Annotated in this window: 15 protein-coding genes; 5 read left to right on the plus strand and 10 right to left on the minus strand. The window is 54.3% G+C overall.

What is annotated here, in order from left to right; all coding sequences use genetic code 11:
- Nucleotides 1-68: 68 nt before the first annotated feature.
- Entirely contained in the window at nt 69-332 is a 264-nt protein-coding gene (gene rpsT, locus TSA66_RS11590; protein WP_040040146.1) for a 30S ribosomal protein S20, read from the plus strand.
- 160 nt (nt 333-492) lie between these two features.
- Here the strand turns inward: rpsT and TSA66_RS11595 are convergent, their stop codons facing one another.
- From TSA66_RS11595 to TSA66_RS11605, 3 genes are all read right to left on the minus strand, one after another.
- A complete protein-coding gene (locus tag TSA66_RS11595; protein ID WP_408639478.1) occupies nt 493-906 on the minus strand; it encodes a DUF192 domain-containing protein in 414 nt (137 codons plus the stop codon).
- 123 nt (nt 907-1,029) lie between these two features.
- A complete protein-coding gene (locus TSA66_RS11600) occupies nt 1,030-1,230 on the minus strand; it encodes a hypothetical protein (RefSeq protein WP_040040148.1) in 201 nt (66 codons plus the stop codon).
- Nucleotides 1,231-1,369: 139 nt separating this feature from the next.
- The gene (locus tag TSA66_RS11605) at nt 1,370-1,927 is read right to left on the minus strand and encodes a pseudouridine synthase (RefSeq protein ID WP_040040149.1); all 558 of its coding nucleotides are present in this window, start codon (nt 1,925-1,927) and stop codon (nt 1,370-1,372) included.
- Between the two features lie 368 nt (nt 1,928-2,295).
- On the opposite strand from TSA66_RS11605, the gene icd reads away from it, so the two are divergent.
- Nucleotides 2,296-3,549 carry an NADP-dependent isocitrate dehydrogenase gene (icd, locus tag TSA66_RS11610; RefSeq protein ID WP_040040150.1) on the plus strand — a complete coding sequence of 418 codons (1,254 nt, stop codon included), beginning with the start codon at nt 2,296-2,298 and terminating at the stop codon, nt 3,547-3,549.
- Nucleotides 3,550-3,615: 66 nt separating this feature from the next.
- On the opposite strand, the gene TSA66_RS11615 is transcribed toward icd, so the two are convergent.
- From TSA66_RS11615 to TSA66_RS11625, 3 genes are all read right to left on the minus strand, one after another.
- Nucleotides 3,616-4,257, minus strand: a complete 642-nt coding sequence (locus TSA66_RS11615; RefSeq protein ID WP_040040151.1) for a response regulator transcription factor — start codon at nt 4,255-4,257, stop codon at nt 3,616-3,618.
- Entirely contained in the window at nt 4,254-5,609 is a 1,356-nt protein-coding gene (locus tag TSA66_RS11620) for a cache domain-containing protein (RefSeq protein ID WP_040040152.1), read from the minus strand. Before TSA66_RS11620 ends, TSA66_RS11615 begins: the two co-directional genes overlap by 4 nt.
- A 183-nt stretch (nt 5,610-5,792) precedes the next feature.
- On the minus strand, nt 5,793-5,996 hold the full coding sequence (locus TSA66_RS11625) for a cold-shock protein (protein WP_040040153.1): 204 nt from the start codon (nt 5,994-5,996) through the stop codon (nt 5,793-5,795).
- A 326-nt stretch (nt 5,997-6,322) separates the two neighbouring features.
- Here TSA66_RS11625 and clpS point away from each other — a divergent pair, with 326 nt between their 5' ends.
- Both clpS and clpA read left to right on the plus strand, forming a co-directional pair.
- Complete coding sequence (gene clpS / locus TSA66_RS11630; RefSeq protein ID WP_040040154.1) at nt 6,323-6,631, plus strand: ATP-dependent Clp protease adapter ClpS; 309 nt, start codon at nt 6,323-6,325, stop codon at nt 6,629-6,631.
- Complete coding sequence (gene clpA, locus TSA66_RS11635) at nt 6,628-8,928, plus strand: ATP-dependent Clp protease ATP-binding subunit ClpA (protein WP_040040155.1); 2,301 nt, start codon at nt 6,628-6,630, stop codon at nt 8,926-8,928. The genes clpS and clpA overlap by 4 nt, the downstream gene beginning before the upstream one ends.
- A 145-nt stretch (nt 8,929-9,073) precedes the next feature.
- On the opposite strand, the gene TSA66_RS11640 is transcribed toward clpA, so the two are convergent.
- The 3 genes from TSA66_RS11640 to aat all read right to left on the minus strand — a co-directional run bounded on the left by TSA66_RS11640 (nt 9,074) and on the right by aat (nt 11,737).
- Nucleotides 9,074-10,117, minus strand: coding sequence for a quinone-dependent dihydroorotate dehydrogenase (locus tag TSA66_RS11640; RefSeq protein WP_040040156.1), 1,044 nt, complete (start codon nt 10,115-10,117; stop codon nt 9,074-9,076).
- An 85-nt stretch (nt 10,118-10,202) separates the two neighbouring features.
- Nucleotides 10,203-10,934, minus strand: coding sequence for an arginyltransferase (locus TSA66_RS11645; RefSeq protein WP_040040157.1), 732 nt, complete (start codon nt 10,932-10,934; stop codon nt 10,203-10,205).
- 80 nt (nt 10,935-11,014) lie between these two features.
- The gene (gene aat, locus TSA66_RS11650; protein ID WP_040040158.1) at nt 11,015-11,737 is read right to left on the minus strand and encodes a leucyl/phenylalanyl-tRNA--protein transferase; all 723 of its coding nucleotides are present in this window, start codon (nt 11,735-11,737) and stop codon (nt 11,015-11,017) included.
- A gap of 184 nt (nt 11,738-11,921) precedes the next feature.
- Here aat and TSA66_RS11655 point away from each other — a divergent pair, with 184 nt between their 5' ends.
- Nucleotides 11,922-13,124, plus strand: a complete 1,203-nt coding sequence (locus TSA66_RS11655) for an ammonium transporter (protein WP_040040159.1) — start codon at nt 11,922-11,924, stop codon at nt 13,122-13,124.
- Nucleotides 13,125-13,201: 77 nt separating this feature from the next.
- Here TSA66_RS11655 and TSA66_RS11660 read toward each other — a convergent pair whose 3' ends face one another.
- Nucleotides 13,202-13,783: an NUDIX hydrolase gene (locus TSA66_RS11660; protein ID WP_040040160.1), complete on the minus strand. Its 582-nt coding sequence runs from the start codon at nt 13,781-13,783 to the stop codon at nt 13,202-13,204.
- Between the last annotated feature and the right edge of the window lie 31 nt (nt 13,784-13,814).

Below are 13,814 nucleotides of genomic sequence, written 5' to 3' on the forward strand. Positions count from 1 at the left end.
TACTGATTTCTGTGTCGCTGATTCTGAAATTCGGCGTATACAGTTCGATTTCGTTTTAGGAAACTTACATGGCAAATACCGCACAAGCACGCAAACGTGCTCGTCAAGCAGTCAAGCAAAACGCGCACAACTCCAGCCAGCGTTCCACGCTGCGCACCGCGATCAAGGCCGTTCGCAAGGCGATCGAGGCTGGCGACAAAGCTGCTGCTTCGCAAGTTTTCCAAGCTTCCGTGTCGACGCTCGACCGTATCGCTGACAAGAAGATCATCCACAAGAACAAGGCTGCTCGCCACAAGAGCCGTCTGGCTGCTGCCCTGAAGGCGCTGGCCTAAGCAAGCTTGTATCCCCTGATGTGAGTCAGGGTAGTGTACGGAATGAAGCAAACCCGCATGATGCATGTCATGCGGGTTTTGTCGTTTGCATATTCGGTTGTTGTTCGTTCCAGCCCGGTCAAGCGGGTGGAACGGATTTTCACATCATTACGCCTGTTTCTTAGCGAGGCAAGCCGTCGATCGTGCTGCCTGCTTTGATATTCCGTTGCTTGAACCAGCCGCGATTCATTTCCAGCGCGTAGGTTGCCGGTTTTTTGGCGCAATGCGATTCCAGGGTTTGCGGCTCCATATCTTCAATGTTGATGATCTTTCCCGCCTCGTCGATAAAAGCGACGGACAGCGGGATCAGCGTATTTTTCATCCACATGCAGACGCCGGCCGGCGCGCCAAACAGAAAAACCATGCCTTCGTTCTGCCCCATCTTTTCGCGATGCATCAACCCTTGCTCGCGTTGAGCTTCTGTTGCCGCCACTTCGGCTTTGATGACATGGATGCCGGCATTCAGGGGAATCACCGGAAATTTGACTGGTTGTTGGGCGAGGGCGGAGCTGGCGGCAAATGTCGCGAGCGCCATCGTCAACATGATGCGGTAAGAGGAAACCTTATTCATGGCCTTATCTTAAGGGTGGTCGGAAGCGCGTAGCAACAAAAAAGGCAGGACAAGCCTGCCTTTTTGTTACGGCTGATGCGCCAGAAATTACTTGGATGCTTCAGCGGAAGCAGCGGCCGGAGCGGCGGCGGCTTTCTTGGCTTTTTTAGCTTTCTTGACCTTCTTCGCTTTCGGTGCCGGAGCGGAAGCGGCGGCGTCAGCGGAAGCAGCCGGAGCGGCGGCTTGGTCAGCAGCGAAGGCAGCGGTAGCGAACAGACCAGCAATCAGGGCGGCGATCAGTTTTTTCATTTGTTGTCCTTCAGATAAGCACGTTAATCAAATGTCGATTCGGATGAATCAATGTAATTAACGAAACACAACATTTATGGTTGGCAGCATTTTATGAAAATCCGGCTGTGCGGAGAATGTATATAAAACCAAATTGCATTCAGCGCAGTTGGGAGGGAGGTACTTCGCACCATTCACCTGGAAGGAGTGGCTGTGATTCCAGCGAAAAGGGGCCCACTGCAATGCGGACCAATCGCAGGGTCGGCAATCCAACGGCTGCTGTCATGCGCCGCACCTGCCGGTTTTTCCCTTCCGATAACGTAATGGCCAGCCAACTGGTTGGAGCATTGATGCGCGCGCGGATCGGCGGAGTGCGTTCCCATAGCCACTCTGGCGGCAGAATCTGTTTTACATCGCAAGGCTGCGTCACAAAATCGCCGAGATCGAGCGGACCTTTGAGTTGTTGAAGGATCTGGTTGTTTGGCACACCTTCTACTTGTGCAATGTAGGTCTTGGGCTGCTTGCGTTTCGGGTGGCTGATGTCATGCTGAAGTTTTCCATCGTCGGTCAGCAGCAGTAAGCCTTCGCTGTCAGCGTCCAGTCGTCCGGCCGGATAGATATTGGGAATGGTCAGGTAATCGGCCAAGGTCGCCCGGCTGGGGTGCGCCGAGAACTGGCACATTACTTGGAACGGCTTGTTAAACAGGATCAGCGGCATGCGGGTTTGGGAGGAATGGATGTAGTGCGGGCGTTGGTAAGGTTCTCGTCAGCGCGATTCGTGACAATCGGGATATTGCAACGCTGTATGCCGCGCTATTTTACGCGTTGCAGCCCCGGGATTTTGAACTAACCTTGTACTGATCCAAGTCTCATTGCCGGAAAGTCGAGGGCCATGCGCGCTGCAAAACGCGCGTTATCCCATTGCCATTAATGTTGCTCACCGTAAAACTTATGGCATCTAGTAAAATAGTAGTGCATAATACGAAATGTTGGTCTTATGTCTTATATAAGACCAGAGTGAAGCTTTAAAACAAAAATTTAAAGTTAATACGCCATCCTTTTCCTCCTCAACCCCCGGAGCATACGATGTATCAACATATCAAAGTGCCTGCCGACGGACAAAAGATCACCGTCAACGCCGATTTCTCCCTGACCGTTCCCGATAATCCGATCATTCCTTACATCGAAGGCGATGGCACTGGGGTGGACATCAGCCCGGTCATGATCAAGGTGGTGGACGCAGCGGTTGCCAAGGCTTATGGCGGCAAGCGCAAGATCAGCTGGATGGAAATCTATGCTGGCGAGAAATCGACCAAGGTGTATGGCCCGGACGTGTGGCTGCCGGAAGAAACGCTAAAGGTATTGAAGGATTACGTGGTATCGATCAAGGGCCCGTTGACGACTCCGGTCGGCGGCGGCATCCGTTCGCTCAACGTTGCGCTGCGCCAGGAGCTCGACCTGTACGTCTGCCTGCGCCCTGTGCGCTACTTCAAGGGCGTGCCGTCGCCGGTGCGCGAGCCGGAAAAGACCGACATGGTGATCTTCCGTGAAAACTCCGAAGACATCTATGCCGGCATCGAATGGGCAGAAGGCTCCGACGGCGCTAAGAAGGTGATTGATTTCCTGATCAAGGAAATGGGCGTCAAGAAGATTCGCTTCCCGGGTTCTTCCGGTATCGGCATCAAGCCGGTGTCGCGCGAAGGTACCGAGCGTCTGATGCGCAAGGCGATCCAGTACGCAATCGACAATGACAAGCCGTCCGTGACGATCGTTCACAAGGGCAACATCATGAAGTACACCGAAGGCGGCTTCCGTGACTGGGCGTATGCGCTGGCACAGAAGGAATTCGGCGCGCAACTGATCGATGGCGGTCCGTGGTGCAAGTTCAAGAATCCGAAGACTGGCCGCGAAATCACGGTCAAGGATTCGATTGCCGACGCGTTCCTGCAGCAAATCCTGTTGCGTCCGGCTGAGTACAGCGTGATTGCGACGCTGAACCTGAATGGCGATTACATTTCGGATGCACTCGCCGCGCAAGTCGGTGGCATTGGTATCGCTCCGGGTGCTAACCTGTCCGATTCCGTCGCCATGTTCGAAGCAACGCATGGCACTGCACCGAAGTATGCCGGCAAGGATTACGTGAATCCGGGTTCACTGATTCTGTCTGCGGAAATGATGCTGCGCCACATGGGGTGGGTGGAAGCCGCTGACCTGATCATCACGTCGACGGAAAAAGCAATTACGTCGAAGAAGGTTACCTATGACTTCGCGCGCTTGATGGAAGGCGCAACCCAGGTATCGTGCTCGGGCTTTGGTCAGGTAATGATCGACAACATGTAATTTGCGGCAGCAAGCACAATAAAAGAAAGGCCGGAACATTTCCGGCCTTTTTTGTTTTCTGTGCTGCTATTTGATTGTTGTATGTTCAAGCGCGAAGCGGATCAAGTCGGCTTGCCCTTCAATGCCGAGCTTGCGCTTGATATTCAGTCGATGTGTCTCCACGGTCCGCACGCTCAGGCTCATTTCGCGGGCAATATGCTTGTTTGACTTTCCGGTTGCAATGCAGTGCAAGACTTCGCGTTCACGTGGTGTCAATAGCATCGCAGGCGGCACCGGCTTGGACAGTTGTTTAGCTAATCCTGAACTGTAATAAATACCACCCGACATCACTGTATCGATCGCAGTGATGATATCCGTCGCCGGCGCATCCTTCAGGACATAGCCGCGTGCGCCAGCTTGGATCGCCTGCATAACGTATTCTGCCTTGTCATGCATGCTTAGCATTAACACCATGATCTCCGGGTGCAACGTGTTGAAGCGCCCAGTCAATTCGATACCGTTTGTTCCGTTAAGATTGATATCCATGAGTGCCAAATCAATGGTTTGAGTGGCCGCATGTTGAAGTGCTTCATCCGCATTGCCTGCTTCAGCCACCACTGCAAAATGCGGAATAGTTTCGAGGCGCGCACGCAGGCCGTCGCGCACGAGCGGATGATCGTCAACAAGCAGGATATGGATAGGGCGTCGAGGGAGGGATGATTGATTCATACTCGGGGCAGAGTTGCGATGACTTGAGTGCCTTCTGGCGAGGAACGTAGTTGAAGTTGGCCGCCGACGGCTTCGACGCGCTCGTGCATGTTGCGCAAGCCAATGCCGCGTTTCGGATGTTGAGCAACGTGTGCCACGTCAAAGCCGATACCGTCATCGGTAATGGCAAGGATGATTCCCGTGTTATCGCTTATCAGGCGCACTGCGACCTTAGTGGCGTTGGCATGGCGTTCAATATTGGTCAGTGTTTCTTGGGCTATACGGAATAATACCGTGTTGCCAACGTCTGTCAGGCCGTCGGTCTCGCCTTCTGATGCAAATGTAATATCGATGCCGGTATGTTCGCTGAATTCCTGGGTCAAATGGTCCAGCGCAGCCGCCAGACCGAGATCGTCCAGTAACGCGGGGCGCAAGGCATGGGAAATGCGCCTGACTTCGCCGAGCACGTCGTTGAGCTGGCCGGCGGCGCGATCGAGCGATTTGCGTGCTGCCTCCGGTGTCGCGCCTTGGGTGGCCAGTTTGGCGATTCCGGATTCAACCTGCAGCTTGATCGAAACCAGCCATTGACTGATTCCATCATGTAAATCGCGGGAAAGACGCGCGCGCTCTTCTTCCTGGGAGCGCACCACGCTTTGCGCGAGCACCTTGAGCTTGGCGTCAGCTACCCGATTTTCGCTGATGTTGAGTGCGAGACCGGACAGCGCGATGATCAATGCAATGGTGATGGCAATTGCAGCGATCCACAGCATCGTGTATTGAATATTGCTGGAAATTTGCGTGTCGATTTTTGCAAGTGTGGCATCGACGTCGTCAAGATAAATGCCGGTTCCAAGCATCCAGCCCCAGCGGTCGAGCATAACGACATACCCAAGTTTGGGAGCAATCTTGCCGGAAGAAGGCTTTTCCCACAGGTAGCGTACAAAGCCGCCACCTTCTTTTGCCTGGTTAATCAGGCGCTGGATAGTCGGGTTGCCGTGTGCATCCTTCAGATCCCACAGATTGCGGCCGACCAGATCCGGCTGGCGTGGGTGCATCAGGTTCTTGCCTTGCAAGTCGTACACGAAGAAATAGCCGTCATCGCCATAATCGAGTTTAGCGAGGATGGCTTTTGCTTCATTGCGCGTCGCCTCGTCCTGGCGCCCGGATTCATATAGATGTGCAATCGAACGAGTCCCTAGAGCCACGTAATGAGCAAGCTCCGCCTCCTTGCTGGCAAGATAGGCCGCCTCCACTGATGAGCGTTGCTGGTCTGCCAGCATCACTGCTTGGTAGCGCACTGCAAGTGCAATGGCGATCACGGCAAGGATCAGTGGCGTGATTGCAAGCACCAGGATTTTTTGGCGGAGCTTCATGAAACGTTACTGTACAGATATTTTCTTATGAAGCAATTAAGTAGGAGATAGGCGAGAGCGTCGTTTATTCAATTGGGTTTGTAAAGAATGCCGGTTGGATGCAAAAATCTCCATTCGTATGGGCGAAAAAAAACCCCGTCGTAACGGGGTTTTTCACTGCTCTTGCTAATCGGTGTGATTAGTTTAGCCGTTCTGAATGTTGGAAGCTTGCTTGCCTTTGGGGCCTTGCGTTACTTCGAACGACACCTTTTGACCTTCTTTGAGAGTCTTGAAGCCGTTCATCTGAATTGCGGAAAAGTGGGCGAACAAATCTTCACCGCCGTCATCCGGAGTGATAAATCCGAAGCCTTTGGAATCGTTGAACCACTTGACGGTACCTGTTGCCATAAAAGCGTCTTTCAAATAATAACTAATCACACGAGCCGTATAAGCAAGAAGCTCCGCGTAACGCTGCCCCCTCCTAAATGCTCACTTCTATTGACATTCCCATAACTGCTGTAATGTCAATAAATACCATTGTTCCCGCAAAAAATATAAAAGTCAAGGCACAATCCTAGTGCTTTTTGAGCTATTACAAGCTAATTACCCGGAAGGATTCTTGAATTCAGGTGTTTTGACTTCATCTGCGCACTGTGCAGAAACGGCGTAATATACAAACAGGACGTCCTTTACTTCTGCGCATTGCGCGAAAGTTGATGCAATAGAATAGAAGCATGGAAACTCAGCATGACAACGGTACGGTACTTGCTAGGCAAGAGCAGAAGCTCAAACCCCCGCCTATGTATCAGGTGCTTCTCCTGAACGACGATTACACTCCCATGGAGTTTGTGGTCGCGATCCTTCAGGAATACTTTAACAAGGACCGAGAGACAGCGACGCAGATCATGCTCAAGGTACATCGCGATGGAAAAGGTATGTGCGGCGTCTATCCTAAAGACATAGCGTCGACTAAAGTAGAATTGGTTTTAACCCACGCTCGAAAGGCAGGACATCCCCTGCAATGCGTGATGGAGGAAGCATGATTGCGCAGGAACTTGAAGTTAGTTTGCATATGGCTTTTGTCGAAGCCCGTCAGGCTCGGCACGAGTTCATCACAGTAGAGCACTTGCTGCTCGCGCTGCTCGACAATCCCTCGGCAGCGGAGGTGCTGCGCGCGTGCGCAGTGAATATCGAAGATCTGCGCAAGACGTTGACCAATTTCATAACGGACAACACGCCGACGGTGCCTGGCACCAGCGAAGTCGACACGCAGCCGACGCTGGGTTTTCAGCGCGTGATACAGCGTGCCATCATGCACGTGCAATCAGCGTCGAACGGCAAGAAGGAAGTCACCGGCGCGAATGTGCTGGTCGCGATCTTCGGCGAAAAGGATTCGCATGCCGTGTACTACCTGCATCAGCAGGGCGTCACGAGGCTGGATGTCGTGAATTTCATTTCACATGGTGTGCGTAAAGATCAGCAGGCCGATGTGCAGAAATCACCGGAAGGCGCGGAAGAAGCGCAGGCGGAAGGTCAGCAGAAGGAAAGCCCGCTCGACCAGTTCACGCAAAATCTGAACAAGCTCGCTGCCGAAGGCAAGATCGATCCGTTGATTGGCCGCGAGTCCGAAGTCGAACGTGTCATCCAGACCTTATGTCGCCGTCGCAAGAACAACCCATTGCTGGTCGGCGAAGCCGGCGTTGGCAAGACCGCCATCGCCGAAGGTCTCGCCTGGCGCGTGACCCAGGGCGATGTGCCGGAGGTGCTGCAGAACGCCGTCGTTTATTCGCTGGATATGGGCGCACTGCTGGCCGGTACGAAATACCGTGGCGACTTTGAGCAGCGTCTCAAGGCGGTGCTCAAGCAATTGCGTGACAATCCGCACGGCATCCTGTTCATCGACGAGATCCATACGATCATCGGCGCAGGCTCTGCTTCCGGCGGCACGCTGGATGCATCCAACCTGCTGAAGCCGGCATTGTCTTCGGGGCAGCTGAAGTGCATCGGTGCGACCACGTACACGGAATTCCGCGGCGTGTTCGAGAAGGACCATGCGCTGTCGCGTCGCTTCCAGAAGATCGACGTAAACGAGCCAACCGTGGAGCAAACGGTGCAGATTCTGCGCGGTCTGAAGTCGCGTTTCGAAGAACACCATGGCGTCAAGTATTCGGCGTCCGCGTTGACGTCTGCGGCGGAACTGGCTGCGCGCTTCATCAATGATCGCCACTTGCCGGACAAGGCGATCGACGTGATCGACGAGGCGGGTGCAGCACAACGTATCCTGCCGAAGTCGAGGCAGAAAAAGACAATCGGCAAATCCGAGATCGAAGACATCATTTCGAAGATCGCGCGTATTCCTCCGCAAACGGTCAATCAGGACGATCGGACCAAGCTGCAGACGATCGACCGCGATCTGAAGAATGTAGTGTTTGGTCAGGATCCTGCGATCGATGCCCTCGGCTCCGCCATCAAGATGGCGCGCGCGGGACTGGGCAAGACCGACAAGCCTATCGGCGCCTTCCTGTTCTCCGGCCCGACGGGCGTTGGTAAGACTGAGGTTGCCAAACAGTTGGCGTTCATCCTTGGTATCGAGCTGATCCGCTTCGACATGTCGGAGTATATGGAGCGCCATGCGGTGTCGCGCCTGATCGGTGCGCCGCCTGGCTATGTCGGCTTTGACCAGGGGGGGCTGCTGACCGAGGCGATCACCAAGAAACCGCATGCGGTGCTCTTGCTGGACGAGATCGAAAAAGCGCATCCGGATATTTTCAATATCTTGTTGCAGGTGATGGATCATGGTACGTTGACCGACAACAATGGTCGCAAGGCCGACTTCCGCAATGTGATCATCATCATGACCACCAATGCCGGGGCGGAAGCACTGCAAAAGCGTTCGATCGGCTTTACCGACAAGAAGGAATCCGGCGACGAGATGGCCGACATCAAGCGCATGTTCACGCCGGAATTCCGCAACCGCTTGGATGCAATCATTAGCTTCAAGGCGCTGGACGAGGAGATCATCCTGCGTGTGGTCGACAAGTTCCTGATGCAGCTCGAAGAGCAATTGCACGAGAAGAAGGTTGAGGCGATCTTTACCGACAGCCTGCGTCGCTTCCTCGCCAAGAAAGGCTTCGATCCGCTGATGGGTGCGCGCCCGATGGCACGCCTGATCCAGGACATGATCCGCAAGGCGCTGGCCGACGAACTGCTGTTCGGTCGTCTGGTGTCCGGTGGTCGCGTCACGGTCGACTTGGACGACAAGGAGCAGATCAAGCTCGATTTCGCGGAAGGGGACGCGTCTCCGCCGCCGGCTCCGGAGGAGACTCTGGAAGTCGAGTAATCGACGCCAAGCAAAAAGCCCGGATTCGTTCCGGGCTTTTTTATTGAGATAAGCGATATTACTGTGGGATGACAGCTACCTATGGGGCGGAAAATACCATGGTGCGGCTTGGTGCTTCCCAAGCAAGCGGCGGGTTCCTAAAGCCTTAACGCACCTTGCGCAGGTCCGCCGCGCATTCCTTGACTAGCCCAGGCCCGCGGTAAATCAGCCCCGTATATAACTGTACCAGCGAGGCACCGGCGTCAATTTTTGCCTGTGCGTCTTTACCCGAAAGAATGCCGCCAACGCCAATGATCGGCAGTGCGCCTTTCAGCTCGGCGCTCAAGGCGCGAATCACGGTATTGGACATTTCGAATACCGGCGCGCCAGACAGTCCGCCGGTTTCTTCGGCATGCGGCATTCCTTTCACGGCGTCGCGCGTGATCGTCGTATTGGTCGCGATCACCGCATCCATCTTGTGGTGCACTAGTGCGGAGGCAATGGATTTAACTTGTTCGCTGTCGACGTCAGGCGCAATTTTTAGTGCAATCGGCACATAGCGCATATGTTGATCCGCGAGTCGGCGTTGCGCATCCTTCAGTTTGGATAGTAGCGCATCCAGTTCGGAGCCGCCTTGTAGCTGGCGCAGGTTCTTGGTATTTGGCGAGGAGATATTAACCGTCACATAACTTGCGTACGGATATACCTTTTCCAGGCAATGCAGGTAGTCGTCCGCCGCATGTTCAATCGGCGTATCTGCATTTTTACCAATGTTCAGGCCCAGCACGCCTTCCTTGTTTTGATAAAACTTCGATGCCTGAACATTGGCGACGAAGGCATCGACCCCGCCATTGTTGAAGCCCATGCGATTAATGATCGCGTTCGCCGCCGGCAGGCGGAAAATACGCGGCTGCGGATTTCCCGGTTGCGCGCGCGGCGTGACCGTGCCGACCTCAATAAAGCCGAAGCCGAGCGCCGCCAAACCGTCAATATAAGCACCATCCTTATCCAAGCCTGCCGCAAGGCCAACCGGATTGGGGAAGGTAATGCCCATGACCGTTCTTGGATCGGGCTGGGGGCGGGCAATGAGGCTGGTCAGGCCGCAGGCTGCGGCGTGCTTCAGTGCTGGCAGCGCGACGTTGTGTGCCGTTTCCGGATCAAGTGAGAACAGGAGGGGGCGAGTGAGTGCGTACAGGAGTTTGTCGGACATGGGAGCAAAAAGAGAGGCGGCGCCTGCGACAGGCAAAACCGCTATTTTACTATTGCGCCTTGTCAATACATGGCGGTGGAATGCTTCACTCCGGCTGCCACGCCTCCCACTTGCCCTGTTGCAGTGCTTCAAGCGGTTTGAAATTGATTTTGTACGCCATTTTCCGGCTGTTCCTGATCCAGTAGCCAAGGTAGACGTGCGGCATGCCAAGCCGCCTGGCTTGCTCGATTTGCCAAAGGATGTTGTAGGTGCCCAAGGAAGCACCCTGAATGTCCGGATCGTAGAAGGTGTAGACGGACGACAAGCCGTCATTCAGGACATCGATGATGCTCACCATGCGCAAGGTGCCGTCGTCTTCCCGGAATTCGACCAAGCGTGTGTTGACCTTGCTTTGCAATAAAAACTGCGCGTACTGGTCGCGGCTGTCGTGATCCATGCCGCCGCCTGCATGACGCACTGACTGGTAGCGCAGGTACAAATCGTAATGCTCTGGCACGTAGGCTAGATTTGTGATCCAAGAGGTCAATTCCCCGTGCCGGGTCCAGGCACGGCGCTGGCTGCGGTTGGGATGAAACCCGTTCACTTTCACGCGCACCGGAATGCACGCCTGACAGCCGTCGCAATATGGCCGATAAGTAAAAATACCGCTGCGTCTAAAGCCATTCTTGACCAGTTCCGAGTAGACATCGGCATTAATCAAGTGCGATGGCGTCGCCACTTGCGAACGCGCTTGGCGTCCCTCGAGATAGCTGCACGGATATGGGGCGGTTGCGTAAAACTGCAGGGTGGCGAAAGGCAGATCTTTAAGATGCGTCATGCGGCATACCTGGCTACGATTCCGACTCTGTTAATTTACACCGTATGGCGCGATCGGCAGAAGAGTTTTTTCACGTGCGCCTAGAATATATCGAGGGGCTGCCAGGCTTGTATTTGCGGCTGCGCGATGGCTTCGCGCAGCAAGCGGATGAATTCCGCTCTGGGAATGGGCGCTGCGCCAAGCGATGCCAGGTGTGATGTCTCTTGCTGGCAATCGATCATTGCCACGCCATGCGCTTGCAGAAAATGGACGAGGTAGGCAAGAGCAACTTTCGATGCATCCGGAACCCGTGCAAACATCGACTCGCCATAAAACATGCGGCCAATGGACACGCCATAAGCGGCACCGACCAACTGATTGTCGAACCACAGTTCCGATGAATGAGCGTATCCGCGGCGGTGCAGTTCACTGTAGCCCTGAATAATATCGTCGGAAATCCAGGTGCCGGCGCCTTCTTTTCGGGGCGCGGCGCAGGCCAGCATCACTTGTTGAAATGCCGTATTAAAGCGGATTTCCCAGCGCCGGTCCGAGTGCATGCTCTTGTGTACCTTTTTTAAGGTCTTGCGCAGGCTATGTGAAATCACAAAATGCTTGGTAAACAGCACCATGCGCGGATCGGTGCTCCACCATAAGATCGGCTGTCCTTCCGAATACCAAGGAAAAATCCCGTGCCGATAGGCTTCCAGCAATCGCTTTGGGGATAGGTCGCCGCCGGCGGCGAGCAACCCCGGTGCGCCGTCTTCGTCGGTAAGCGCGGTCGAAACATCCGGGAAGGGAGTGCTTGCTTCAAGCCACGGAATCATTCTTTTCACCAAAGTAGGTCATTGGAATGCACAAAACAAGTGCGAAAAAGCATTGAACATATTTGCTGTTAAAAATTTTCTCTTTAGAAATCAATATCTTGCTGTCTTGCACTAAATTGGAATAATTATTGCTTTATTGGTGCTCATTGATTCCAGCATGCACATTAACAGGGAGATCTTTTGCATGGATGCATTTAAAAACGGCGCCGATACTTTATTTATCTTGCTCGGCGCCATCATGATTTTGGCAATGCATGCCGGTTTTGCATTTTTAGAACTCGGTACGGTTCGCAAGAAAAACCAGGTTAACGCCTTGGTCAAAATCTTAGTCGATTTTGCCATCTCGACCATCGCCTATTTTTTTGTTGGCTACACAATTGCTTACGGTGTCGACTTTTTCGCAGACGCCAACACCCTGTCGGCCAAGAGTGGCTTTGAGTTGGTGAAGTTCTTTTTCTTGCTTACTTTTGCAGCCGCAATTCCCGCGATTATTTCCGGCGGTATTGCTGAACGTGCCAAGTTCTATCCGCAACTGTTTGCTACCGCGATGTTGGTTGGATTGGCATATCCGTTTTTTGAAGGAATTGCATGGAATCACAGGCTCGGTGTACAGGCTTGGTTAAAGGCTATGTTCTCCGAGGAGTTTCATGACTTTGCCGGTTCAGTGGTGGTGCACGCCGTCGGCGGCTGGGCGGCCTTGCCTGCGGTGCTGCTGCTCGGCGCACGGCGCGGCCGTTACTCCAAGGATGGCGCGATTGCGGCGCATCCGCCGTCAAACATCCCGTTTCTCGCGCTCGGCGCGTGGATTCTGACAGTCGGCTGGTTTGGCTTCAATGTAATGAGCGCGCAAACGCTCGACAAGATGAATGGACTGGTCGCGATTAACTCGCTCATGGCGATGGTCGGCGGCACGCTGGTCGCCGTCTTGATGGGTAAGAACGACCCGGGCTTCGCCTATAACGGCCCGCTGGCCGGCTTGGTGGCAGTGTGCGCCGGTTCCGATTTGATGCACCCGCTTGCCGCGCTAATAACCGGGGGCGTTGCAGGTGTCATTTTCGTCTGGATGTTCACGCTGACCCAAAATAAGTGGAAGATCGACGATGTGCTCGGTGTGTGGCCATTGCACGGCTTGTGCGGTGCCTGGGGCGGCATCGCGGCCGGCATTTTCGGCCAGAAGGCGCTGGGCGGGATTGGTGGCGTATCGTTGATGTCGCAATTGATCGGCACTGCGCTTGGCGTGGCGATTGCGCTCGGTGCGAGTGCGATTGTGTACGGGCTGTTGAAAAAGATCGTCGGCATTCGCCTCGACCCCGAACAGGAGTTTGATGGTGCCGATCTATCGATTCACAAGATCAGCGCCACCGCAGAGCGGGAGACAAGCTGGTAAGGGCGGGAAGAAAAAAGAGGATGCGCTGTTAGTCGCATCCTCTTTTTTTAACAGGCTTCGACAGTCCCGATTGCTGCTCAGCTTTCAGTGGCCTGTCGCATTGGTTTCAGCAGATCGCGCGTGTGCAGGGCATAAGCGCCTCCCTCGCTCTTGATGCGTGCGAGGTCTGCAAAGAAAAATTTCAAGGTGCAGGCAACCGTGGGAAAAGCGATATCGTTCCACGGGATTTCGGCCTCTGAAAACAGTTTCACTTCCAGGCTTTCGGTGCCCGCCGAAAAATCAAGGTCAAGCAAGGTCGCGCGGTAGAACATATGCACCTGATGCACGTGCGGCACATTTAGCAGCGAAAACAGTTCGTGCAGCTGGATGCGCGCACCTGCTTCTTCCTGTGTTTCGCGCAACGCCGCTTCCGCCGTAGTCTCCTCGTTTTCCATGAAGCCGGCAGGCAGGGTCCAGTAGCCGTAGCGCGGCTCGATTGCTCGCTTGCACAGCAGTATCCGTGTTTCGCCATCATGGTCCCACACCGGAATTGAGCCGATCACCATCTTCGGGTTCTGATAATGGATAGTCCCGCATTGTCCGCATACATAACGCGGGCGATTGTCGTCGGGTGGGATCAGCAGTGAAACCGGGTGCGCGCATTCAGAGCAAAATTTCATAAGGGCTGGCAGCGAAGATGTTGGGCGCACG

Source organism: Noviherbaspirillum autotrophicum (assembly GCF_000818395.1).
Taxonomy (GTDB): Bacteria; Pseudomonadota; Gammaproteobacteria; order Burkholderiales; family Burkholderiaceae_D; genus Noviherbaspirillum; species Noviherbaspirillum autotrophicum.